At 61.4% G+C, this 22,484-nt stretch carries 23 protein-coding genes and 1 pseudogene; 21 read left to right on the top strand and 3 right to left on the bottom strand.

Translation table 11 applies throughout. The features are described from left to right. Positions 1-84 precede the first annotated feature (84 nt). The 9 genes from argS (at position 85) to PSH59_RS01970 (ending at position 10,347) form a co-directional block, all read left to right on the top strand. Positions 85-1,821, top strand: coding sequence for an arginine--tRNA ligase (gene argS, locus PSH59_RS02010; RefSeq protein WP_248077136.1), 1,737 nt, complete (start codon positions 85-87; stop codon positions 1,819-1,821). A gap of 1 nt (position 1,822) precedes the next feature. Further along, the gene (locus PSH59_RS02005; RefSeq protein WP_248077132.1) at positions 1,823-2,524 is read left to right on the top strand and encodes an SPOR domain-containing protein; all 702 of its coding nucleotides are present in this window, start codon (positions 1,823-1,825) and stop codon (positions 2,522-2,524) included. A 188-nt stretch (positions 2,525-2,712) separates the two neighbouring features. Next, on the top strand, positions 2,713-3,243 hold the full coding sequence (hslV, locus tag PSH59_RS02000) for an ATP-dependent protease subunit HslV (RefSeq protein ID WP_003171209.1): 531 nt from the start codon (positions 2,713-2,715) through the stop codon (positions 3,241-3,243). A gap of 37 nt (positions 3,244-3,280) precedes the next feature. Then, the gene (hslU, locus tag PSH59_RS01995) at positions 3,281-4,618 is read left to right on the top strand and encodes an ATP-dependent protease ATPase subunit HslU (RefSeq protein ID WP_248077129.1); all 1,338 of its coding nucleotides are present in this window, start codon (positions 3,281-3,283) and stop codon (positions 4,616-4,618) included. A gap of 80 nt (positions 4,619-4,698) precedes the next feature. Continuing rightward, a complete protein-coding gene (locus PSH59_RS01990) occupies positions 4,699-5,076 on the top strand; it encodes a DUF971 domain-containing protein (RefSeq protein ID WP_305394176.1) in 378 nt (125 codons plus the stop codon). 249 nt (positions 5,077-5,325) lie between these two features. Beyond that, a complete protein-coding gene (gene phaC, locus PSH59_RS01985) occupies positions 5,326-7,005 on the top strand; it encodes a class II poly(R)-hydroxyalkanoic acid synthase (protein WP_248077118.1) in 1,680 nt (559 codons plus the stop codon). Positions 7,006-7,082: 77 nt separating this feature from the next. Continuing rightward, entirely contained in the window at positions 7,083-7,928 is an 846-nt protein-coding gene (phaZ, locus tag PSH59_RS01980) for a poly(3-hydroxyalkanoate) depolymerase (RefSeq protein WP_248077115.1), read from the top strand. An 88-nt stretch (positions 7,929-8,016) separates the two neighbouring features. Continuing rightward, a complete protein-coding gene (gene phaC, locus PSH59_RS01975) occupies positions 8,017-9,699 on the top strand; it encodes a class II poly(R)-hydroxyalkanoic acid synthase (protein WP_305394175.1) in 1,683 nt (560 codons plus the stop codon). Between the two features lie 27 nt (positions 9,700-9,726). Then, on the top strand, positions 9,727-10,347 hold the full coding sequence (locus PSH59_RS01970; RefSeq protein WP_305394174.1) for a TetR/AcrR family transcriptional regulator: 621 nt from the start codon (positions 9,727-9,729) through the stop codon (positions 10,345-10,347). A gap of 107 nt (positions 10,348-10,454) precedes the next feature. On the opposite strand, the gene PSH59_RS01965 is transcribed toward PSH59_RS01970, so the two are convergent. The 3 genes from PSH59_RS01965 to PSH59_RS01955 all read right to left on the bottom strand — a co-directional run bounded on the left by PSH59_RS01965 (position 10,455) and on the right by PSH59_RS01955 (position 12,197). Continuing rightward, positions 10,455-11,381, bottom strand: coding sequence for a phasin family protein (locus PSH59_RS01965; RefSeq protein WP_305394173.1), 927 nt, complete (start codon positions 11,379-11,381; stop codon positions 10,455-10,457). Positions 11,382-11,393: 12 nt separating this feature from the next. Then, entirely contained in the window at positions 11,394-11,816 is a 423-nt protein-coding gene (locus PSH59_RS01960) for a phasin family protein (protein WP_248077100.1), read from the bottom strand. A gap of 105 nt (positions 11,817-11,921) precedes the next feature. Continuing rightward, the gene (locus tag PSH59_RS01955; protein ID WP_053140503.1) at positions 11,922-12,197 is read right to left on the bottom strand and encodes a polyhydroxyalkanoic acid system family protein; all 276 of its coding nucleotides are present in this window, start codon (positions 12,195-12,197) and stop codon (positions 11,922-11,924) included. 242 nt (positions 12,198-12,439) lie between these two features. Between PSH59_RS01955 and ubiE the strand changes: the two genes are divergently transcribed. From ubiE to PSH59_RS01900, 12 genes and pseudogenes are all read left to right on the top strand, one after another. Continuing rightward, positions 12,440-13,210, top strand: a complete 771-nt coding sequence (gene ubiE, locus PSH59_RS01950; RefSeq protein ID WP_003171186.1) for a bifunctional demethylmenaquinone methyltransferase/2-methoxy-6-polyprenyl-1,4-benzoquinol methylase UbiE — start codon at positions 12,440-12,442, stop codon at positions 13,208-13,210. Next, entirely contained in the window at positions 13,210-13,833 is a 624-nt protein-coding gene (locus PSH59_RS01945; protein WP_248077097.1) for an SCP2 domain-containing protein, read from the top strand. Before ubiE ends, PSH59_RS01945 begins: the two co-directional genes overlap by 1 nt. After that, positions 13,830-15,434, top strand: coding sequence for a ubiquinone biosynthesis regulatory protein kinase UbiB (gene ubiB, locus PSH59_RS01940; RefSeq protein ID WP_248077095.1), 1,605 nt, complete (start codon positions 13,830-13,832; stop codon positions 15,432-15,434). Before PSH59_RS01945 ends, ubiB begins: the two co-directional genes overlap by 4 nt. 41 nt (positions 15,435-15,475) lie before the next feature. Then, positions 15,476-15,868: a phosphoribosyl-AMP cyclohydrolase gene (gene hisI, locus PSH59_RS01935; RefSeq protein WP_012721796.1), complete on the top strand. Its 393-nt coding sequence runs from the start codon at positions 15,476-15,478 to the stop codon at positions 15,866-15,868. Between the two features lie 2 nt (positions 15,869-15,870). Next, positions 15,871-16,203 carry a phosphoribosyl-ATP diphosphatase gene (locus tag PSH59_RS01930; protein ID WP_003209299.1) on the top strand — a complete coding sequence of 111 codons (333 nt, stop codon included), beginning with the start codon at positions 15,871-15,873 and terminating at the stop codon, positions 16,201-16,203. Positions 16,204-16,230: 27 nt separating this feature from the next. Further along, entirely contained in the window at positions 16,231-16,509 is a 279-nt protein-coding gene (locus tag PSH59_RS01925) for a twin-arginine translocase TatA/TatE family subunit (protein ID WP_135289162.1), read from the top strand. Between the two features lie 10 nt (positions 16,510-16,519). Next, positions 16,520-16,921 carry a Sec-independent protein translocase protein TatB gene (tatB, locus tag PSH59_RS01920; protein ID WP_305394172.1) on the top strand — a complete coding sequence of 134 codons (402 nt, stop codon included), beginning with the start codon at positions 16,520-16,522 and terminating at the stop codon, positions 16,919-16,921. Next, entirely contained in the window at positions 16,918-17,709 is a 792-nt protein-coding gene (gene tatC, locus PSH59_RS01915; RefSeq protein WP_049710428.1) for a twin-arginine translocase subunit TatC, read from the top strand. Before tatB ends, tatC begins: the two co-directional genes overlap by 4 nt. After that, positions 17,706-18,413 (top strand): 16S rRNA (uracil(1498)-N(3))-methyltransferase, encoded by a 708-nt coding sequence (locus PSH59_RS01910; protein ID WP_305394171.1) that lies wholly within the window; start codon positions 17,706-17,708, stop codon positions 18,411-18,413. The genes tatC and PSH59_RS01910 overlap by 4 nt, the downstream gene beginning before the upstream one ends. A 111-nt stretch (positions 18,414-18,524) precedes the next feature. Further along, a pseudogene (locus PSH59_RS26190) lies at positions 18,525-19,535 on the top strand (methyl-accepting chemotaxis protein); the annotation flags it as partial. A 33-nt stretch (positions 19,536-19,568) separates the two neighbouring features. Beyond that, positions 19,569-20,441 (top strand): methyl-accepting chemotaxis protein, encoded by an 873-nt coding sequence (locus tag PSH59_RS26185; protein WP_370694406.1) that lies wholly within the window; start codon positions 19,569-19,571, stop codon positions 20,439-20,441. Between the two features lie 127 nt (positions 20,442-20,568). Next, positions 20,569-22,476 (top strand): methyl-accepting chemotaxis protein, encoded by a 1,908-nt coding sequence (locus PSH59_RS01900; RefSeq protein ID WP_305394170.1) that lies wholly within the window; start codon positions 20,569-20,571, stop codon positions 22,474-22,476. Positions 22,477-22,484: the final 8 nt, after the last annotated feature.

The raw sequence follows: 22,484 nt of genomic DNA, 5'->3' as shown, positions 1-22,484 counted from the left end.
GGCAAGCCCGCCCTCGCCACGGATAATGCCCAGTTTTTCCACCTGCGCATCGCGCGCCGCCGCTTGCGGTCGAAAGAGAACACCATGAAAGACACCATTCGCCAGCTGATCCAACAAGCCCTCACCCAACTCGTCAACGAAGGTGTGTTGCCTGAAGGCCTGACGCCGGCGATCCAGGTGGAGAACACCCGCGACAAGACCCACGGTGACTTCGCCAGCAACATCGCGATGATGCTCTCCAAACCTGCCGGCATGAAACCGCGCGACCTGGCGGAAAAAATCATCGCCGCGCTGCCGGCCGACGAGAGCATCACCAAGGCTGAAATCGCCGGCCCCGGCTTTATCAACTTCTTCCAGAACACCCAGGCCCTGGCCTCGCGCCTGGACGCCGCCCTGGCCGATGCCAGGATCGGTGCACGCAAAGCAGGGGCTGCTCAGCGCGTGGTCGTCGACCTGTCGGCACCGAACCTGGCCAAAGAGATGCACGTGGGTCACCTGCGCTCGACCATCATCGGCGACGGCGTGGCGCGGGTGCTGGAGTTCCTCGGCGACACCGTGATCCGTCAGAACCACGTGGGCGACTGGGGCACGCAGTTCGGCATGTTGATGGCCTACCTGCAAGAGAACCCGATCACCAGCAACGAGCTGTCGGACCTGGAAAATTTCTACCGCGCCGCCAAAAAGCGTTTCGACGAGTCCGAAGCATTCGCCGATCGCGCCCGTGGCCTGGTGGTCAAGCTGCAGGCAGGCGATGCCGAATGCCTGGCGCTGTGGAACCGTTTCCGCGATATCTCGCTGTCCCACTGCCAGGAAATCTACGAGCTGCTCAACGTCAAGTTGACCATGGCTGACGTGATGGGCGAAAGCGCCTACAACGACGACCTGATCAACGTGGTCAACGACCTCAAGGCCAAGGGCCTGCTGGTGGAGAGCAACGGCGCCCAGTGCGTGTTCCTCGAAGAATTCAAGACCGCCGACGGCGAGCCGCTGCCGGTGATCATCGTCAAGGCCGATGGCGGCTACCTCTACGCCACCACCGACCTGGCCGCCGTGCGCTACCGCAGCGGCGTGCTCAAGGCTGACCGTGCGCTGTACTTCGTCGACCAGCGCCAGGCGCTGCACTTCCAGCAGGTGTTCGAAGTGGCGCATCGTGCAGGCTTCGTGACTCACCCGATGCACATGGAACACATGGGCTTCGGCACCATGAACGGCGCTGACGGCCGCCCGTTCAAGACCCGCGACGGCGGCACGGTCAAACTGATCGACCTGCTCAACGAAGCCCAGGAACGTGCCTACAACCTGGTGAAGGAAAAGAACCCGGAACTGGCCGAGGCCGACTTGCGCAACATTGCCCGCGTGGTCGGTATTGGCGCGGTGAAATACGCCGATCTGTCCAAGCATCGCACCAGCGACTACAGCTTCAACTTCGAACTGATGCTCAACTTCGAAGGCAACACCGCGCCGTACCTGCTGTACGCGTACACCCGCGTGGCCGGCGTGTTCCGCAAACTGGGCAAGGACTTCAACGAAGTCGAAGGCCGGATCATGCTGGACGCGCCCCATGAACAGGAACTGGCGGCCAAACTGGCCCAATTTGGCGAAGTGCTGAACAGCGTCGGCGAAAAGGGCACGCCGCACATCCTGTGCACCTACCTGTATGAAGTCGCCGGCCTGTTCTCCAGCTTCTACGAGAACTGCCCGATCCTCACCGCCGACGACGAAGCGCAGAAGCAAAGTCGCCTGCGCCTTGCCGCACTGGCTGGACGGACCCTCAAGCAAGGCCTGGAACTGTTGGGCCTGGAAACTCTGGAGCGTATGTAAGTTGGCTGCCAAGAAAAAACCTGCACCCAAGCGCGGCGCCAGCCGCTACCAGGCCCCGGCGAAGAAGCCGATTCCGGGCTGGTTGTGGATGGCCATCGGTCTTTCCGTCGGCGCGTTTATCGTGTTCTTGATGAAGCTGGATCCAGGCCAGGGTGATGACGTCAAACGGGTCAAACAGGAACAGCAGAAGGCCAGCAAAATCGCTGAAGCCAACAAGACTGCGCCGAGCCCGACCGCACCGGTGAAGCCGAAGTACGACTTCTACACCTTGCTGCCGGAATCGGAAGTGATCGTGCCGCCCGACGCCGTGCCGGAAAAAACCCTGCCGACCCCACAAGTGCCGACCACCCCGGTGACGCCGGCAGAAGCGGCGAAAATCGACACCGCGCGCGCCCAGGCGGCGCTGGCCGGGATTACCCCACCGCCGGCACCGCCCGTGGCCGAAACCAAAGCGGCGCCTGTGACCAAGTTCTTCCTGCAAGCGGGCTCGTTCCCGAAACAGGCGGATGCGGACCGTGTGCGGGCGCAGATCATCCTGTTGGGCCAGTCGGTGACGGTGGAGTCCGGTACGGTCAAGGACGCGACCTGGTATCGCGTGCTGGTCGGACCGTTCAGCAACCGTGAACAGCTGACCGTGGCCCAGAAACAATTGGCCGGCGCCGGGTTTAGCAACCTGTTGTTACAACAACGCCAGAGCCGCTGACCCCAGGCAACACCGGTCAAAGTGTCTGAGGGCGCTTGTGGTGGTGAGCGGGCTCGCCCCGCGCGGGTGCAAACCCGCTCATCACCGCAAGCCTGCTCAGCACATGTCCTACGCTTGAAATCACCCCCACCACCCCCATATCAGTTTCCATCAGGGCATTTTCGCCCCGCTGCGTGGAGACTCTCCCCTTGACCACCATCGTTTCAGTACGTCGCCACGGCAAAGTCGTCATGGGCGGCGACGGCCAGGTTTCCCTGGGTAATACCGTGATGAAAGGCAACGCCAAAAAAGTGCGTCGCCTGTACCACGGCCAGGTACTCGCCGGTTTCGCAGGCGCCACCGCCGACGCTTTCACCCTCTTTGAGCGTTTCGAAGGCCAACTGGAAAAACACCAGGGCCACCTCGTGCGCGCCGCCGTCGAGCTCGCCAAAGAATGGCGCACCGACCGCTCCCTGAGCCGCCTGGAAGCCATGCTGGCTGTTGCTAACAAAGACGCGTCCCTGATCATCACCGGTAACGGTGACGTGGTTGAGCCAGAGCATGGCCTGATCGCCATGGGTTCCGGCGGTGGCTACGCCCAAGCGGCGGCCAGCGCACTGCTGAAGAAAACCGATCTGTCGGCCCGTGAAATCGTCGAGACCGCCCTGGGTATCGCAGGCGATATCTGCGTGTTTACCAACCACAACCAGACCATTGAGGAGCAGGACCTCGCAGAGTAAGCCGTAGGCTTATTCCCGCTTGAGGCCGCCAAACACTATGTCCATGACTCCCCGCGAAATCGTCCACGAACTCAACCGCCATATCATCGGCCAGGACGATGCCAAGCGCGCCGTTGCCATCGCCCTGCGTAACCGCTGGCGCCGCATGCAACTGCCCGCCGAACTGCGCGTTGAAGTAACGCCCAAGAACATCCTGATGATCGGTCCGACCGGTGTCGGTAAAACCGAGATCGCCCGTCGCCTGGCCAAACTCGCCAATGCACCGTTCATCAAGGTCGAAGCGACCAAGTTCACCGAAGTCGGCTATGTGGGCCGCGATGTGGAGTCGATCATCCGTGATCTGGCCGACGCCGCCCTGAAGATGCTGCGCGAACAGGAAGTGACCAAGGTCAGCCACCGCGCCGAAGACGCCGCCGAAGAACGCATCCTCGACGCCCTTCTGCCACCGGCACGCATGGGCTTCAACGAAGACGCCGCGCCGTCGTCGGATTCCAATACCCGCCAGCTGTTCCGCAAGCGCCTGCGCGAAGGCCAGTTGGACGACAAGGAAATCGAGATCGAAGTCGCCGAAGTGTCTGGCGTAGACATCTCTGCCCCGCCTGGCATGGAAGAAATGACCAGCCAGTTGCAGAACCTGTTCGCCAACATGGGCAAGGGCAAGAAGAAGAGCCGCAAGCTCAAGGTTAAAGAGGCGCTCAAGCTGGTGCGCGATGAAGAAGCCGGGCGCCTGGTGAACGAGGAAGAGCTCAAGGCCAAGGCCCTCGAAGCGGTCGAGCAGCACGGCATCGTGTTTATCGATGAGATCGACAAAGTGGCCAAGCGCGGCAACTCCGGTGGCGTCGATGTCTCCCGCGAAGGCGTGCAGCGCGACCTGCTGCCGCTGATCGAAGGCTGCACGGTGAACACCAAGCTGGGCATGGTCAAGACCGACCACATCCTGTTCATCGCCTCCGGTGCGTTCCACTTGAGCAAGCCAAGCGATCTGGTGCCGGAGCTGCAAGGCCGTCTGCCGATTCGCGTGGAACTCAAGGCGCTGACGCCAGGAGACTTCGAACGCATCCTCAGCGAACCGCACGCGTCGCTCACCGAGCAATACCGCGAACTGCTGAAAACCGAAGGCTTGAAGATCGAGTTCCAGGCCGACGGCATCAAGCGCCTGGCGGAGATCGCCTGGCAGGTCAACGAGAAGACCGAGAACATCGGTGCCCGTCGCCTGCACACCTTGCTTGAGCGCCTGCTCGAGGAAGTGTCCTTCAGCGCGGGCGACATGGCCGGTGCGCAGAATGGCGAAGCGATCAAGATCGACGCCGACTACGTCAACAGCCACCTGGGCGAATTGGCGCAGAACGAAGACCTGTCGCGATACATTCTGTAAGCCGCAAGCTGTAAGCTACGAGCCGCAAGCTGAACACACTCAACTTGCCGCTTGTAGCGTGCAGCCCAAGGTGTCCCCCAATGCCAAAATTCCCCACCGCTGTTAATTTGCACAAAACCTCCAACACCCTCGGCCTCACCTACGGGCTCGATGAGGTCTACCAGTTGCCCGCCGAACTGCTGCGGGTGCACTCGCCTTCCGCCGAGGTCCAGGGCCACGGCAAACCCATCCTGCAATTCGGCAAGCTCAACGTTAAGTTGATCAAGATAGAACCAGCCGGTCAGTACGCACTGAAATTGACCTTCGACGACGGACATGACAGCGGACTGTTCACCTGGGACTACCTCTATCAACTCGCCGTGCGTCAGGACGCGCTGTGGGCCGATTATCTTGCCGAGCTCAAGGCCGCCGGAAAAACCCGCGACCCGAGTCAATCGGTCGTGCGGCTGATGCTCTAGCCCAGGCCTCTTGCTCATTAGTGGGCATTTTCTAATTTCATCTGCTTGAATGCCCTGTCGCGCGGCCAACGATCGGCCCGCTTGCGAAAAAATTTAAACTCGGGTAACCAATGGAACTGGCAAGTTCCCTGCATTTGACGATGCGGTATCAACGGTCACCCGAGTCGCAGTACCAGGCTTGTGTTGTGTATCGAAACTTCGTGCGCAGCGGTACCCGGTACTCGTCTTTCGGACAATGGAGCGTCGTAGATGAGTAACAAGAACAACGATGACTTGAAACGCCAGGCCTCGGAAAACACCCTGGGGCTGAACCCGATCATCGCGTTACGCAAAAAGGATTTATTGGCTTCAGCGAAGATGGTGCTGACCCAAGCCATCAAGCAACCGTTGCACAGCGTCAAACACGTCGCCCATTTCGGCGTGGAACTCAAGAACGTGATGTTCGGCAAATCGGCGCTGGCGCCGGAGAGCGACGACCGTCGCTTCCACGACCCGGCCTGGAGCCAGAACCCGCTCTATAAACGCTACCTGCAGACCTACCTGGCGTGGCGCAAGGAACTGCACGACTGGATCGGCGACAGCAACCTGTCGGAACAGGACATCAGCCGCGGCCACTTCGTGATCAACCTGATGACCGAAGCCATGGCCCCCACCAACAGCGCGGCCAACCCGGCAGCCGTCAAACGTTTCTTTGAAACCGGCGGCAAAAGCCTGCTCGACGGCCTGTCGCACTTGGCCAAGGACATGGTGCACAACGGCGGCATGCCGAGCCAGGTCAACATGGGCGCCTTTGAAGTGGGCAAGTCCCTGGGCACCACCGAAGGCGCGGTGGTGTTTCGCAATGACGTGCTGGAGCTGATCCAGTACAAGCCGATCACCGAACAGGTGCATGAGCGCCCACTGCTGGTGGTTCCGCCGCAGATCAACAAATTCTACGTATTCGACCTGAGCCCGGATAAGAGCCTGGCGCGGTTCTGCCTGCGTAATGGGCAGCAGACCTTTATCGTCAGCTGGCGTAACCCGACCAAGGCCCAGCGTGAGTGGGGCCTGTCGACCTATATCGAGGCACTCAAGGAAGCGGTGGATGTGGTCACGGCGATCACCGGCAGCAAAGACATCAACATGCTTGGCGCCTGCTCCGGCGGCATCACGTGCACGGCCCTGCTCGGTCACTACGCCGCGCTGGGGGAGAAGAAGGTCAATGCCCTGACCCTGCTGGTCAGCGTGCTCGACACCACCCTGGATACTCAGGTGGCGTTGTTCGTCGATGAGCAAACCCTGGAGGCGGCCAAGCGCCACTCCTACCAGGCCGGCGTGCTGGAAGGCCGCGACATGGCCAAGGTGTTTGCCTGGATGCGCCCCAACGACCTGATCTGGAACTACTGGGTCAATAACTACCTGCTGGGCAACGAGCCGCCGGTGTTCGACATTCTGTTCTGGAACAACGACACCACGCGCCTGCCCGCGGCGTTCCACGGCGACCTGATCGAACTGTTCAAAAACAACCCGTTGGTACGCGCCAATGCCCTGGAAGTGTGCGGCACGCCTATCGACCTCAAACAGGTCACCGCCGATATTTACTCCCTGGCCGGTACCAATGACCACATCACGCCGTGGCAGTCCTGCTACAAGTCTGCGCAACTGTTCGGTGGCAAGGTGGAGTTCGTGCTGTCGAGCAGCGGGCATATTCAGAGCATCCTCAATCCGCCCGGCAACCCCAAAGCGCGCTACCAGACCAGCGACACCCTGGCGGGAAAGCCGCTGGAATGGCAGGAGAACGCAACCAAGCACACGGATTCGTGGTGGCTGCATTGGCAGGCCTGGCAAGCGGAGCGGGCGGGAAAATTGAAGAAGGCGCCGACAATCCTGGGTAACAAAACTTACGCCGCGGCCGAGTCGGCACCGGGTACCTATGTGCATGAACGCTAGCTTCAAGCTGCAAGCCTCAAGCTGATTGAGTTCGGCTTGAGGCTTGAAGCTGCCCCTCTAACCCCAAGGGTTCCACCATGCCGCAACCGTTCATCTTCCGTACCATCGACCTGGATGGCCAAACCATCCGCACGGCGGTACGCCCAGGCAAGCCTCACTTGACGCCGCTGCTGATTTTCAACGGCATCGGCGCCAACCTTGAGTTGGTGTTTCCGTTCGTTCAAGCGCTGGACCCCGATCTGGAAGTGATCGCCTTCGATGTGCCAGGCGTGGGCGGTTCCTCAACGCCCAAGCGGCCCTACCGTTTTCCCGGCCTGGCCAAACTCACCGCGCGCATGCTCGATTACTTGGACTATGGCCAGGTGAACGTCGTCGGGGTGTCCTGGGGCGGCGCGTTGGCACAGCAATTTGCCTACGACTATCCGGAGCGCTGCAAGAAGTTGATCCTCGCGGCCACGGCGGCGGGAGCGGTGATGGTGCCGGGCAAGCCGAAGGTGCTATGGCTGATGGCCAGCCCGCGGCGTTACATCCAACCGTCCCATGTGGTGCGCATCGCGCCGATGATTTATGGCGGCTCGTTCCGCCGCGACTCAAAACTGGCTGCCGAGCATGCCAGCAAAGTGCGTTCGGCCGGCAAACTGGGCTATTACTGGCAGCTGTTCGCAGGTCTGGGCTGGACCAGCATCCACTGGCTGCACAAGATCCGCCAGCCGACCCTGGTGCTGGCCGGGGACGATGACCCGCTGATCCCGCTGATTAACATGCGCATGCTGGCCTGGCGCATTCCCAACGCCCAGTTGCACATCATCGATGACGGCCACCTGTTCCTGATCACCCGGGCCGAAGCCGTGGCGCCGATCATCATGAAATTCCTGGAGCAAGAGCGCCTGCGCGCAGTGATTCACCCAAGACCGGCGATGTAAGGACCACACCGCCGCGCAACTTGCCAGGAACCGACTATGGTTCTGAATTGGCGTGCCCGTTGATCGCTTGACGAAGGAGTGTTGGCTCATGCGAGAAAGACCCGTGACGAACCCGGCGCCCACCCCCGCCGCGTTCATTAATGCGCAAAATGCGATCACCGGTCTGCGCGGCCGGGACCTGCTGTCCACGCTGCGCAGCGTCGCCGTTCATGGCCTGCGCAACCCGGTGCATACCGCCCGTCATGCGCTGGCACTGGGCGGCCAACTGGGCCGCGTGCTGCTCGGTGAAACCGTGCATGAACCCAACCCGCGCGACAGTCGCTTCGTTGACCCGACCTGGGCCCTCAACCCGTTTTATCGGCGCAGCCTGCAGGCCTACCTGAGCTGGCAGAAGCAAACCCGCCAGTGGATCGACGACAGCACCTTGAGCGACGACGACCGGGCCCGCGCGCACTTTGCCTTTGCGCTGATCAACGACGCGGTGTCACCGTCCAACACCCTGCTCAACCCGCTGGCGATCAAGGAGTTACTCAACTCCGGCGGCAACAGCATGGTGCGCGGCGTGAGTAACCTGTTCGAAGATTTGCTGCACAACAACGGCCTGCCGCGCCAAGTGAGCAAGCACGCCTTCGAAGTGGGCAAGACCGTCGCCACCACCCCAGGCGCCGTGGTGTTTCGCAATGAGCTGCTGGAGCTGATCCAATACAAGCCCATGAGCGAAAAGCAGTACGCCAGGCCGCTGCTGATCGTGCCGCCGCAAATCAACAAGTACTACATTTTTGACCTGAGCCCGGCTAACAGCTTTGTGCAATACGCCCTCAAGAACGGCCTGCAGACGTTTATGGTCAGCTGGCGCAACCCGGATGTGCGGCACCGCGAGTGGGGCTTGTCCACCTACGTCGCCGCGTTGGAAGAAGCACTCAATGTGTGCCGGGCGATCACTGGCGCGCGCGAGGTCAACCTGATGGGCGCCTGCGCAGGCGGCCTGACCATCGCCGCCCTGCAGGGCCACCTGCAAGCCAAACGCCAGCTGCGCCGCATCTCCAGCGCCAGCTACCTGGTAAGCCTGCTGGACAGCCAGATCGACAGCCCCGCCACCTTGTTCGCCGATGAGCAAACCCTGGAAGCCGCCAAGCGCCGCTCCTATCAGCAAGGCGTGCTGGACGGCCGCGACATGGCCAAGGTGTTCGCCTGGATGCGCCCCAATGATCTGATCTGGAATTACTGGATCAATAACTACCTGCTGGGCAAAGAGCCGCCAGCCTTCGACATCCTGTACTGGAACAACGACAACACCCGTCTGCCCGCCGCGCTGCATGGCGACCTGCTGGACTTCTTCAAGCACAACCCACTGAGCCATCCCGGTGGCCTGGAAGTGTGCGGCACGCCCATCGACTTGCAGAAAGTCACGGTGGACAGCTTCAGCGTGGCCGGGATCAACGATCACATCACGCCGTGGGACGCGGTGTACCGTTCCACGCAACTGCTTGGTGGGGACCGGCGCTTCGTGCTGTCCAACAGCGGGCATATCCAGAGCATCCTCAACCCGCCGGGCAACCCCAAGGCCAACTATGTCGAGAACCCCAAACTGAGCAGCGACCCGCGCGCCTGGTACTACGACGCCAACCATGTCGAAGGCAGTTGGTGGCCGCAGTGGCTGGCGTGGATCCAGCAACGCTCGGGCGTACAACGCGAAACCCTCACCGCCCTGGGCAACCAGAATTACCCACCAATGGAAGCGGCGCCGGGCACTTACGTGCACATACGCTGAGCTCAACGATCACATTAAGAAGACTGGATGAAGACCCGCGACCGTATCCTTGAATGTGCCCTGCAGTTGTTCAACCAGAAGGGCGAGCCGAACGTGTCGACCATGGAGGTGGCCAATGAAATGGGGATCAGCCCCGGCAACCTCTACTATCACTTCCATGGCAAGGAGCCCCTGGTGCTCGGGCTGTTCGAGCATTTTCAACAGGAGTTGGCGCCGTTGCTCGACCCACCGGCCGATGCGCAATTGGTGGCTGAGGATTACTGGCTATTCCTGCACTTGATCGTCGAGCGCATGGCCCATTACCGGTTTCTGTTCCAGGACCTGTCGAACCTGGCCGGACGCCTGCCAAAACTGGCCAAGGGCATTCGCACCCTGCTCAACGCCCTCAAGCGCACACTCGCTTCGTTGCTGGCTCGACTCAAGGCGGATGGGCAATTGGTGAGCGATACCCAGGCGCTCGGGCAACTGGTGGAACAGATCACCATGACGCTGCTGTTCTCCCTGGACTATCAACGGATTCTCGGCCGCGACGGCGAAGTACGGGTGGTGGTGTACCAGATCATGATGCTGGTAGCGCCGCATCTGCTGTTACCGGCGCGGCTGGCGACGGAACGCCTGGCACTGGGCTATCTGGAGGAGCCGGCTTGAGGATCAGACACCTGACATCTGGCAGCCGGTGACGTCCATCGCGACGTTTTCGGCGCGCAAAAAAAACGCCCTGCCTTCACAGGCAGGGCGTTTGTGCGCCTGAAGAATCAGGACTGACTGGATGGCGTCGGGGTTGCCGGCGTTGCAGTCGGGGCTACAGCGGGTGCCGGTGCGGACACCGAGTTGGTTGTCGAAGCAGCCGGAGCCGGGGTGGCCGGCTTGGCGGCAACGGCAGGCTTTGGTGCAGCGGCTTTTTTCGCAACTGCCGGCTTCTTCGCCGCCGCAGGTTTAGCGGCGGCCTTGGCGGCTGGCTTGGCAGCAGGCTTAGCGGCTGCGGTTTTAGCCGCAGGCTTGGCTGCGGGTTTGGTGGCCGCCTTGGCTGCCGGCTTGGCCGCTGCTTTGGCCGCGACCGGTTTTGCAGCGGACTTGGCCGCAGGTTTGGCGGCTGCGGTTTTGGCAGCAGGCTTGGCGGCCGCTTTTGCCGGGGCCTTGGCCGCAGGTTTTGCAGCCGGTTTGGCGGCGGCTTTTACCAGAGGCTTGGCAGCAGCTTTCGCAGCGGGTTTGGCCGCGGCGGTTTTAGCGGCAGGCTTGGCCGCCGGTTTAGCTGCCGCTGCTTTCACTGGAGCCACTTTGGCACCGGTGAGTTTCTCGATTTGCTTGGTCAGGGTATCGACCTTGCCGTGCAATGCTTTCAATTCAGCCTTGCTCGGCACGCCCAAACGCGAAATAGCACTGTTGAGACGTTTATCCAGCGCCCCTTCAAGTTCGCCCCAAGTACCCAATACCTGTTTCTTCGCATCACTGATGCGCGAGCCGGCAGTCGCTTTAGCCGCACCGACTTGTTTACCCACTGCGCTCTTGGTCAACTTCTCGGCCTTCTCACCGTCTTTAACCAGAGTCTCGAAGAGTTTGCTGCCGTCACTGTCGATCTTCGAGTACACGCCTAAACCCGCGAGCCAGATCTTGCGGGAATATTCTTCAACTTTCCCGACCCACGAGCTGCCTTCTTTCTGAGTAGTCTTTTTAACAGCCATCCCGATGTCTCCTTAGTGTTTACGCGCGACACGTTCGAGCAATGCCGTCAGCTCTTCGAGCTTAGCAGAGAGTGTCTCCACGTCATGTTTAGACGCAATGCCAATTCGATTCAAGGCACTGGCAACACGAGTATCAAAAGCTTTTTCAACTTTATCCAGCTGAACGTCTACCAGACCTTTGACAGAGGAGACATTACTCTTTACTTGGTCAATCTGACTGTTGGCGGCATCCAGTTGTTCAATAGCAACTTTTTTGCCTTTACTTTCAACATGTTGACCACTCTTAACCAGCTCTTTGAAGTACTCGCCGCCCTCGCTGCCGACCTTGGCATAAGCGCCGAGGCCCGCCAGCCAGATCTTACGGGCGTAGGTTTTAACGTCAGTCAGGGCGCCGGTCTGTGCGTCGATTTTTTTCTTCAGGATAACTTTGGCCATAGTGCACCTCACGCAGAATAGGGTGGAGGAACGGCCCACAGGAGTTGAGGGCGTGGGCACAAAGTAGGAGGAAAAATTAGAATCGGCACCCTAAGAACATGCGGGTCACGCCAACGCCTTATCCAGCGCCTTCTCGATTTCGGATTTGATAGTGCCGCTCATGGCCGACATCAGCAGGCCCAATTCCACATCGATGCGCAGCGAATCATCGGCCACTAATACCGTGCCTTTTACCCCGGAGCGTTTGAGATTCAGGGTATCGCCAGACCACGACGGCTCAAGGCCATATTGCTCCTTGAGTTTATGCGCCAACTTCTCGGCCTTTGCCCGCGCCCCTTCTTTACCCAGGGAATGTGCACGTTCAACGGTTATACGGGCCATTGCAATGACTCCTCTTTATAGGGATATGAACACCGTCCATGCGTCAAAAGGTCTCGGTGGCGGCCTATCTTACCCATACGCGGTTTGTCAGGTAGACCGCGGTGGCATGTTTTAGGGCGGCTTCGCCACCCAGCGCGGGGCAAGCCCGCTCACTACAGATTGCGTCTGTGTCTTCAGCCTTGCCAAGACAAAGCAAGCCTTGGGGATTATCATGTCCCGCATTCTCTTTTGGTGACAGCGATATGACTGATCAGCGCAAAGGCAGCGATGCCGAACCCACCACTCACTTCGGCTTCAAGAACGTCCCGGAAAGCCAGAAAGCGGAAAAAGTCGCTGAGGTGTTCCACTCCGTCGCCGCCAAGTACGACCTGATGAACGACGTGCTCTCCGGCGGCATGCACCGTCTGTGGAAGCGCTTCACCATCGAGTTGTCGGGCGTACGCACCGGCAACCGCGTGCTGGACATCGCCGGCGGCACGGGCGACCTGGCGGCCAAGTTCTCCAAGCTCGTCGGCCCGACCGGCCAGGTCGTACTGGCGGACATCAACGGCTCGATGCTCAAGGTCGGTCGCGACCGCCTGCTCGACAAAGGCGTGGCGGGCAATATCGAGTTCGTCCAGGCCGACGCTGAAAAGCTGCCGTTCCCCGACAACCATTTCGACTGCGTGACCATCGCTTTCGGCCTGCGCAACGTCACCCACAAGGAAGACGCGATCCGCTCGATGCTGCGCGTGCTCAAGCCGGGTGGCCGCCTGTTGGTGCTGGAGTTCTCCAAGCCAACCAACGCGCTGATGTCCAAGGTCTACGACACCTACTCGTTCGCCTTCATGCCGTTGATGGGCAAGCTGATCACCAATGACGCCGAGAGCTACCGTTACCTGGCCGAATCGATCCGCATGCACCCCGACCAGGAAACCCTGAAGTCGATGATGGTCGAGGCGGGGTTCGACCGCGTGACCTATCACAACATGACCTCCGGCATTGTCGCCCTGCACCGCGGCATCAAGCCCTGATGTTGCTGCAAGGCCTGCTCGCCAGCGTTGAACACGGCCTCAACCGTGTGTTGCGCCTGGACAGTACCGCCCTGGCGCGGCTCGCGCACCTAAACGGCAAGGTGATTGCCGTCGATTGCACCAGCCCCGCCTTGCAGCTGTTTATTCTGCCCAGCGATGAAGGCCTGCTGCTCGCCAGCCAATGGGCCGCCGACGCCGACTGCACGTTGCGCGCACCGGCATCGAGCCTGTTGCACCTGGCCCTGAGCCGCAACAAGACCGCCATTTTGCACAGCGCCGACGTGGCGCTGGAAGGCGACAGCGCGGTGCTGATGGACCTGGCCGCAGTGCTGCAAGACCTGGAACTGGATTGGGAATACGAGCTGTCACGCTGGATCGGCCCCGTCGCCACCCAACTGATCAGCGGGCACCTGCGCAGCCGCACGCGCTGGTACCAGCAAGGGTTCGCCAGCCTCAACCAGAACCTCGCCGAATACCTGAGCGAAGAATCGCGCACCCTGGTCGGGCAGCGGGAAGCGCAAGCGCGCTTTCGCGAACTCGACAAGGCCAAAATCGACCTGGAACGTCTCGAAGCTCGCTTCGAGCGCCTGAGCCGTTCCCTTGATCCAAGCGATAACGCATGAAGCTGCTCGCCGTCCGCCGTTTGTTTCGTATCCAGCGCGTCGTAATCCGCTACCGCCTCGATGACCTGCTGTTCGCCCTGCCCTTGCCATGGTTCCTGCTGGCGGTGCGCTATGCGCTGCCATGGCGTTGGTTCCCGCGCAAGCAACTGCAGCTCAGCCGTGGCGCGCGCCTGCGCCTGGCGTTGCAGGACCTTGGGCCGATCTTTATCAAGTTCGGCCAGATCCTCTCGACGCGCCGCGATCTGCTTCCGGAAGACATCGCCGACGAACTGATGCTGTTGCAGGACCGCGTACCACCGTTCGACTCAAAGCAGTCGATGGCGTTGATCGAAGAGCAACTGGGCAAAAAGATCAGCGAGGTGTTCAGCCGCTTTGACGTCGAACCGCTGGCCTCGGCCTCGGTCGCACAAGTGCACGCGGCGCAGCTCAAGAGTGGCGAAGAGGTGGTGGTGAAGGTGATTCGCCCGGGCCTCAAGCCGATCATCGGCCAGGACCTGGCATGGCTGTTCATCCTGGCTCGCGCGGCCGAGCGGTTCTCCGCCGATGCGCGCCTGCTGCACCCGGTGGACGTGGTCGCCGACTACGAAAAAACCATCTACGACGAACTCGACCTGCTGCGTGAAGCGGCCAACGCCAGCCAGCTCAAGCGCAACTTCGAGGGCTCGCCGCTGCTGTACGTGCCGCAAGTGTATTGGGACTGGTGCCGCCCCAAGGTGCTGGTAATGGAGCGCATCTACGGCGTGCAGGTGACGGACCTGGCGACCCTCGCCGACCAGCGCACCGACATGAAGATGCTTGCCGAACGCGGCGTGGAGATCTTTTTCACCCAGGTGTTCCGCGACAGTTTCTTCCACGCCGACATGCACCCAGGCAATATATTCGTCAGCACCGTCAACCCGTGGAGCCCGCAGTACATCGCGATCGACTGCGGCATCGTCGGCAGCCTCACCCCGGAAGACCAGGACTACCTGGCGCGCAACCTGTTCGCCTTCTTCAAGCGCGACTATCGCCGCGTGGCGCAGTTGCACATCGATTCGGGCTGGGTGCCGGCAGAGACCAAGCTCAATGAATTCGAAGCGGCGATTCGCACGGTGTGCGAGCCGATCTTTGAGAAACCGTTAAAAGATATTTCATTTGGCCAGGTGCTGATGCGCCTGTTCCAGACTGCGCGACGCTTCAATATGGAAGTGCAACCGCAGTTGGTCCTGCTGCAAAAAACCCTGCTCAATATCGAAGGTCTGGGCCGCCAGCTGTACCCGGACCTGGACCTGTGGAACACCGCCCAGCCGTTCCTCGAGCGCTGGATGCGCGAGCGGATGAGCCCGAAAACCATGCTGGGCAACCTGCACAGCCAGATGGAACAGTTGCCGCATTTGGCCAACATGACCCGCGACCTGCTGGAGCGCATGTCCCAGCCCCACGCCAAAGACCCCGAACCGCCGTGGCGCAAACGCAAGGACGACTGGTTCCTGCGCCTGCTGGGCGCCGCCCATTTGGTGGGCGGGGCAATGCTGGCCATTGGCGGCCCCTTGAATCAGCTGGGCCATTGGCCCGCAGGTGTCATGGTCGCCGTGGGTGTTTATCTGATCGTGCGTCGATAACCGATCCGGTTATACACTGTCGCAAATTGCCGGAGCCGAACATGAAAGACTGGCTGGACGAGATCAAGTGGGACAGTGACGGCCTGGTGCCGGCCATTGCCCAGGACTACAAGACCGGGCGCGTGCTGATGATGGCCTGGATGAACCGCGAGGCCCTGAGCCTCACCGCCACTGAGCAGCGCGCCATTTACTGGTCACGTTCGCGTGGCAAACTGTGGCGCAAGGGCGAAGAGTCCGGGCACGTGCAGACCCTGCACGAGATGCGCATCGACTGCGACGCCGACGTGGTGATCCTCAAGGTCGAGCAGATCGGCGATATCGCCTGCCACACCGGCCGTCACAGCTGCTTCTATCGCGTGTTCGAGAACGGCGAATGGAAGGTGGTGGAACCGGTGCTCAAAGACCCGCACGCTATTTACTCGGCAGGACACTGACCATGAGCGATACCCTGAACCGCGTGGCCCAGGTGCTGGAAGACCGCAAAGGTGCGGACGCCGACAGCTCCTATGTCGCCAGCCTGTACCACAAGGGTCTGAACAAGATTCTGGAAAAGCTCGGCGAAGAATCCGTCGAGACCATCATTGCCGCCAAGGACGCACAGATCAGCGGCGACTGCAGTGATGTGATCTACGAAACCGCCGACCTGTGGTTCCACAGCCTGGTCATGCTCGCCCAACTGGGGCAGCATCCGCAGGCCGTACTGGATGAACTGGACCGTCGTTTCGGCTTGTCCGGGCATGCCGAAAAGGCCTCGCGCCCGTCAGCTTGAACAACTTAAGACTAGAGGATTTGCAGCATGGGCATTTTTGACTGGAAACACTGGATCGTCATTCTGGTGGTGGTGGTACTGGTGTTCGGCACCAAGAAACTCAAGAACCTGGGCACCGACGTCGGCGAGTCGATCAAGGGCTTTCGTAAAGCCATGAACGACGACGAAAAGCCTGCCGACCCGGCTGCCAGCCCGGTGCCACCGGCACAGCCTGTGCACCCCCAGGCCGCCCAGCCGATCACCGAGCGTCGCACCTTCGACGTGCAGGCTGAAAAAGTCGAAGAGCCGACCCGCAAAGACTCGTGAGCACTGACTAATGTTTGGTATCAGCTTCTCTGAACTGCTCCTCGTCGGCCTCGTGGCCCTGCTGGTACTGGGGCCGGAACGCCTGCCCGGTGCCGCGCGCACGGCCGGCCTGTGGATCGGGCGCCTGAAACGCAGTTTCAACGCCATCAAACAGGAAGTTGAACGGGAAATCGGCGCCGACGAGATTCGCCGGCAACTGCACAACGAACACATCCTGTCGTTGGAGCAAGAGGCACGCAAAATCCTGTCCCCCGTGAATGAACAGGCCAAGCCCGCCGAGCCTGTGGTCGCAAACAGCATCGCACCGGCTGTAGAAGCACCGCCCGCCGTTGCCACCCCCACCGAGCCTGCGCCGACGCCCGTCGCGTCGCCCGCGCCCCATGACCCTACATTGCCGCCGCGAGCCCCATGAGCGCTGATAAACCGGAAAACGACCAGCATATGCCGCTGGTCTCGCACCTCACCGAGTTGCGAACCCGCCTGCTGCGTTGCGTAGCGGCCATCTTCATCATTTTTGCCGGGTTGTTCGCCTTCACCCAGCAGATCTACACCTTCGTCTCCACGCCCCTGCGCCAGTACCTGCCGGCCGGCGCGACGATGATCGCCACCGACGTGTCATCACCGTTCCTCACGCCATTGAAGCTGACGATGATGGTCTCGCTGTTCCTGGCGATCCCGGTGATCCTGCATCAGATCTGGGGCTTCATCGCGCCGGGCCTGTACAAGCATGAGAAGCGCATCGCGGTGCCGTTGCTGGTGTCGAGCATCCTGCTGTTCTATACCGGCATGGCGTTCGCCTACTTCCTGGTGTTCCCGCTGATCTTCAAATTCTTCGCCGCCGCCACCCCGGCCGGCGTGGAGATGATGACCGACATCACCAGCTACCTCGACTTCGTGATGACGCTGTTCTTCGCCTTCGGCGTGGCATTCGAAATCCCGGTGGCCGTGGTGCTGCTGGTATGGATCGGCGTGGTCAACGTTGCGTACCTGAAGAAGATCCGCCCTTACGTGATCATCGGCTGCTTCGTGGTCGGCATGATTCTCACGCCGCCGGACATCTTCTCCCAGACCCTGCTGGCCGTGCCGATGTGGATGCTGTTCGAGATCGGCATCCTGTTCAGCGGCTTGATCAGCAAGCGTGGCGAACACCCGGATGACCAGCCCGCCGACGACGACCAGCCACCAGCGACCCAGCCGTGAACCTGTTGCTGCTCGAGGAGGCCGACTTTATCGCCGCCGACCGCGTGGTGCTGCGTGATCGGCGTCTGGTGCACATGCAGGACGTCCACCGCGCCGCCGTAGGCGACAGCCTGCGGGTGGGGCGCATTGGTGCCTTGATGGGCACCGCCCAACTGCTGCGTCTGGAAGCCGGCGAAGCCGAGCTGCAAGTGAGCTTCGACCAGGCACCGCCGACCAAACTGCCGCTGACCCTGCTGCTGGCACTGCCGCGCCCGAAGATGCTGCGCCGCGTGCTGCAAACCGTGGCGGCCATGGGCGTGCCGAAAGTGGTGCTGCTCAACAGCTACCGGGTCGAAAAAAGCTTCTGGCAAACCCCGTTCCTGGAACCCGAGGCAATTCGCGAGCAATTGATCCTCGGCCTGGAACAGGCACGGGACACGGTGCTGCCCGAGATCATTATCGAGAAACGCTTCAAGCCCTTCGTCGAAGACCGCCTGCCGGCCCTGACCCAAGGCACCCTGGGCCTGATCGGCCATCCCGGCGACTACCCGCCCTGCCCTCGCGGCCTGGATGAGGCGGTTACTCTGGCCATCGGCCCTGAGGGCGGCTGGATCCCCTACGAAGTGGACCTGCTGGCCAAGGCAGGCTTGCAACCGGTGCAACTCGGCGCGCGAATCCTGCGGGTTGAAACAGCCGTCACCGCGCTGCTCGCGCGACTGTTCTAACCTCACCACACCCACCCCTTTCACCCCAACGAGCCCATTAACTACAGATATCCCGCTGACAGCCGATAACCCTGCAATAAGTCAAAGCCTTGTTCCAGGGGAGTTCGCAGCATGTATCGTTGGTTAGCCGAAAAGCTGGGGAATGTCAGCGTCAAAACCAAGCTGGGCGTAGGCTTTGGCCTGGTGCTGGTATTGACGCTGATGATTATGCTCACCGGCTGGAGCGGCCTGGGTGAGGTGATCAGCCGCGGCGACAAACTGGGGTATATCTCCAGCCTCAACGGGTTGACCAAGGACCTGCGCCTGGCACGCCTGGACTACGAGATGCGCCGCGGCGAACAAGGCCCCGACGCGGTCAATGAATTGCTGAACAAGCTCGACAGTGGCCTCAAGACCGCGCGTACCCTGATCGAACAGCCCGCCGACGTGGCCCTGGTCGAGGAGCAGTTGGCGGCCGTGGACACCTACAAGCGCGCGTTCAACGACATGGTGCAGGCCGGTGCAAACCGTGAAAACGCACGCAGCAAGTTGGGTGATACGGCCGACAACGCCGTGGCCAACATCAAGGCAATCGAGAAATCCCTGCTGCAAGGTGACAGCGTCACCCAGTTCAACAGCGTGGTCGACCTGAGCAAGCTGATTCAACAGGCGCGTTTTCAGGTGCGCGGCTACACCTACAGCGGCAAAGTTGAAGCCGAACAGCCCGCACTGGATGCCATCGACAACGCCCTGAAAAAGGACGCCAGCCTCGCCAGTGAACTGCCTGAGCAATATTCGACCAACCTGCAACAGGCCAGCGTCTCGCTGCAGGCCTACCGCGCCGCCGTGAGCCAATATCGCGACTCCCAAGTGGCCAGCGCAGCGGCCCTGAAGATCATGGCCGCTCAAGGCGATCTGCTCCTGAGCCACAGCGACAAACTGACCATCTCCCAGACCGTCGTGCGCGACACCGATGCGGCGCAAGCCAAGTACTTCCTGCTGCTGGCCACCGCACTGGCAATGATCTTCGGCCTGGTCGCGGCCTGGGCCATCACCCGCCAGATCATCATCCCGTTGAACCAGGCACTCGAAGTGGCCCAACGCGTTGCCTCCGGCGACCTGAGCCACAACCTGACCTCCCAGCGCCAGGACGAACTGGGCCAGCTGCAGCGCGCCATGCAGAGCATGAGCGTAGGCCTGCGCGAACTGATCGGCGGCATCAGCGAAGGCGTGACCCAGATCGCCAGTGCTGCCGAGCAACTGTCCGCTGTCACCGAGCAGACCAGCGCCGGGGTTAACAGCCAGAAGGTCGAAACCGACCAGGTGGCCACCGCCATGAACGAGATGGCCGCAACCGTGCAGGAAGTGGCACGCAACGCCGAGGAGGCCTCCGAAGCTGCCGTGGCCGCTGATCAACAGGCGCGCGAAGGCGACAAAGTGGTCGGCGAAGCCATCGCCCAGATCGAACGCCTGGCCACTGAGGTGGGTAACTCGACCATCGCCATGGCCGACCTCAAGCGCGAAAGCGACAAAATTGGCAGCGTGCTCGACGTAATCAAGTCCGTGGCACAGCAAACCAACCTGCTGGCCCTCAACGCGGCGATTGAAGCCGCTCGCGCGGGTGAGGCCGGGCGTGGTTTCGCGGTCGTGGCCGACGAAGTGCGCAGCCTGGCCCAGCGCACTCAAAAATCCACCGAAGAAATCGAAGAGCTGATCGTCGGCCTGCAAAGCGGCACCCAACAGGTGGCGACCATCATGGACAACAGCCGCGGCCTCACCGACAGCAGTGTCGAACTGACCCGCCGCGCCGGCAGCGCCCTGGAAAATATCACCCGCACCGTCTCGACCATCCAGGCGATGAACTCGCAGATCGCCACCGCCGCCGAGCAGCAAAGCGCCGTGGCCGAAGAGATCAACCGCAGCGTGCTGAACGTGCGCGACGTTTCGGAACAAACCTCATCGGCCAGTGAGGAGACCGCCGCGTCCAGTGCCGAATTGGCGCGCCTGGGCGTTTACCTGCAGACCCTGGTCGGACGCTTCCGCATCTGACCTGTGCCATGCGGCGGCCGATCATGGCCGCCGCACGTTGTGAAACTTCCTACACAGTTATCAGACCGCGAACACCTCGAATCGATTTAGCGTTTACACAGCGCTTTTTCAGATTGGGAGGTGCAGCATGTTTGCTCGACTGACCCACTTACTGGCCAACGCCAGCATCCGCCTCAAACTCGCCCTGGGCTTCGGCCAAGTGCTGATCCTCAGCCTGATCATCGCCACGACCGGTTGGCAGGCCTTGAATGCTGCACTCCTGCGTTCGAGCAACCTGACGGTGCTGGGGCAACTCAATACCGTCACCGAAGCCATGAACGCCGATCGACTGCTGTATCGGACCCTGGCGGACGCCCTCAGCCTGGGCAACATGACCGCGCAGATCGACCAAATCGACCTGCACCTGAGCTACCTGACAGACCACCTGAAGGATCCGGCCGATCTGCTGCACATCCAGGCAGCGCAGGGCTTGGTGAGCCGCGTCAAAACCGAGCTTGAACAACTGCCGCCGCTGATCGAGCAGCGCGAAAATGCCCGCCCCGCCCTCAAGCAAAGTGCGCTCCAGACCAGCGATACACTGGCCCAACTGGCCAGCGATTTGCCGGATCAAGACGACCAGCAAGCACTCGATGCCATTGAGCAACTACGCCAGGCCATGGCACAGGCCGAAGATCGCGTTCAGGAGCCCGCCTGGGCGCTCGATACGTTGCAGCTCTATGCCGAGCGGGTCAGCCAGGCGCTCGATGCCCTGGACATTGCGCTGGCCGCCGTGACACGCCTGCCTGTGGATGCCTCCCAGCTCGACACCGACCTGGCGGTCTATCGCGAGCGGCTGATCCGGTTCAACGAGGCCCAAATGAGCACAGAAACCGTGCAAGAGCTGTTCAAGCAACAGCTTTCGCAACTACTGGAACACAGCGAGCGGGTGGTGCAGGGCCAGACCCTCAAGCGCGACCAAGAGGCCGATCGAACCCGCACCTGGCTGATCAGTGTCACCTCTATCGCACTGGTGTTCGGGGTACTTGCCGCCTGGTGGATTGCCCGGCAGATCGCGGTACCACTGCGTCAGGCCCTGGCATCCGCCAACCTCATCGCCAACGGTGACTTGAGTCAGGATATCCGGGTGGAGCGCACCGATGAGCTGGGCCAACTGCAGCACAGCATCAGGGAAATGGCGCGCAACCTGCGCAAGCTGATCGGCGGCATCGGTGACAGCGCCCGGCAGATCGCCAGCGCGGCCGGGCAATTATCCACGGTGACCGAGCAAACCCGCAGTGTGGTCAACCATCAGAAAGACGAGACCGACCAGGTCGCCACCGCCATGAACGAAATGCTCGCCACCGCCCAGGAGGTCGCCCGGCATGCCGAGCAGGCCTCATTGGCGGCGCGCGAGGCGGACAGACAAGCCAGCGTCGGGGACAAGGTGGTCGCACAAGCCATTGAACAAATCGGCCACTTGGCCAGTGAAATGACCTTATCCAGCCGGGCGATGCTGGCATTGCAGCAAGAGAGTCAAAAGATCGGCAGCGTATTGGACGTGATCAAGTCCGTGTCCCGGCAGACCAACCTGCTGGCACTGAACGCCGCTATCGAAGCCGCCCGCGCGGGCAGTGCAGGTGAAGGCTTCGCCGTGGTGGCCGACGAGGTGCGCAGCCTGGCCCAGCGCACCCAGGCGTCGGCCGAAGAAATCGAAGGGTTGATCCTGGGCCTGAACAACGGCACCCAGCAGGTGGCAGACACCATCGACAGCAGCCGCAACCTGACCGATGACAGCGTCGGCCTGACCCGCGATGCCGGGGATGCGCTGGCGGCGATTGCGCGTACGGTGTCGGTCATCCAGGAAATGAACCCGCAGATCGCCGCCGCCGCCGAGGAGCAAAGCGCAGTGGTCGAAGAGATCAATCGCAGCGTATTGAAGGTGCGTGACGCTGCCGAACACACCGCCAGCGCCAGCGAGGACACGGCAGCCGCCAGTGCCCAGTTGACGCAGCTGAGCCTGGATTTACAGACACTTGTCGGTAAATTCAGGCTCTGAGCGACACA

It is taken from the genome of Pseudomonas sp. FP2309 (assembly GCF_030687575.1).
Classification (GTDB): domain Bacteria; phylum Pseudomonadota; class Gammaproteobacteria; order Pseudomonadales; family Pseudomonadaceae; genus Aquipseudomonas.
The sequence above is the reverse complement of the archived record's forward strand: the minus strand, read 5'-3'. Positions and strand labels throughout refer to the sequence as shown.

Excerpts from the sequence above, each read along its gene's own strand:
- argS (WP_248077136.1), top strand. The coding sequence starts at position 85 with ATGAAAGACACCATTCGCCAGCTGATCCAACAAGCCCTCACCCAACTC.
- hslU (WP_248077129.1), top strand. The coding sequence starts at position 3,281 with ATGTCCATGACTCCCCGCGAAATCGTCCACGAACTCAACCGCCATATC.
- PSH59_RS01990 (WP_305394176.1), top strand. The coding sequence starts at position 4,699 with ATGCCAAAATTCCCCACCGCTGTTAATTTGCACAAAACCTCCAACACC.
- phaC (WP_248077118.1), top strand. The coding sequence starts at position 5,326 with ATGAGTAACAAGAACAACGATGACTTGAAACGCCAGGCCTCGGAAAAC.
- phaZ (WP_248077115.1), top strand. The coding sequence starts at position 7,083 with ATGCCGCAACCGTTCATCTTCCGTACCATCGACCTGGATGGCCAAACC.
- phaC (WP_305394175.1), top strand. The coding sequence starts at position 8,017 with ATGCGAGAAAGACCCGTGACGAACCCGGCGCCCACCCCCGCCGCGTTC.
- PSH59_RS01970 (WP_305394174.1), top strand. The coding sequence starts at position 9,727 with ATGAAGACCCGCGACCGTATCCTTGAATGTGCCCTGCAGTTGTTCAAC.
- PSH59_RS01965 (WP_305394173.1), bottom strand. The coding sequence starts at position 11,381 with ATGGCTGTTAAAAAGACTACTCAGAAAGAAGGCAGCTCGTGGGTCGGG.
- PSH59_RS01960 (WP_248077100.1), bottom strand. The coding sequence starts at position 11,816 with ATGGCCAAAGTTATCCTGAAGAAAAAAATCGACGCACAGACCGGCGCC.
- PSH59_RS01955 (WP_053140503.1), bottom strand. The coding sequence starts at position 12,197 with ATGGCCCGTATAACCGTTGAACGTGCACATTCCCTGGGTAAAGAAGGG.
- ubiE (WP_003171186.1), top strand. The coding sequence starts at position 12,440 with ATGACTGATCAGCGCAAAGGCAGCGATGCCGAACCCACCACTCACTTC.
- PSH59_RS01945 (WP_248077097.1), top strand. The coding sequence starts at position 13,210 with ATGTTGCTGCAAGGCCTGCTCGCCAGCGTTGAACACGGCCTCAACCGT.
- ubiB (WP_248077095.1), top strand. The coding sequence starts at position 13,830 with ATGAAGCTGCTCGCCGTCCGCCGTTTGTTTCGTATCCAGCGCGTCGTA.
- hisI (WP_012721796.1), top strand. The coding sequence starts at position 15,476 with ATGAAAGACTGGCTGGACGAGATCAAGTGGGACAGTGACGGCCTGGTG.
- PSH59_RS01930 (WP_003209299.1), top strand. The coding sequence starts at position 15,871 with ATGAGCGATACCCTGAACCGCGTGGCCCAGGTGCTGGAAGACCGCAAA.
- PSH59_RS01925 (WP_135289162.1), top strand. The coding sequence starts at position 16,231 with ATGGGCATTTTTGACTGGAAACACTGGATCGTCATTCTGGTGGTGGTG.
- tatB (WP_305394172.1), top strand. The coding sequence starts at position 16,520 with ATGTTTGGTATCAGCTTCTCTGAACTGCTCCTCGTCGGCCTCGTGGCC.
- tatC (WP_049710428.1), top strand. The coding sequence starts at position 16,918 with ATGAGCGCTGATAAACCGGAAAACGACCAGCATATGCCGCTGGTCTCG.
- PSH59_RS26185 (WP_370694406.1), top strand. The coding sequence starts at position 19,569 with ATGCAGAGCATGAGCGTAGGCCTGCGCGAACTGATCGGCGGCATCAGC.
- PSH59_RS01900 (WP_305394170.1), top strand. The coding sequence starts at position 20,569 with ATGTTTGCTCGACTGACCCACTTACTGGCCAACGCCAGCATCCGCCTC.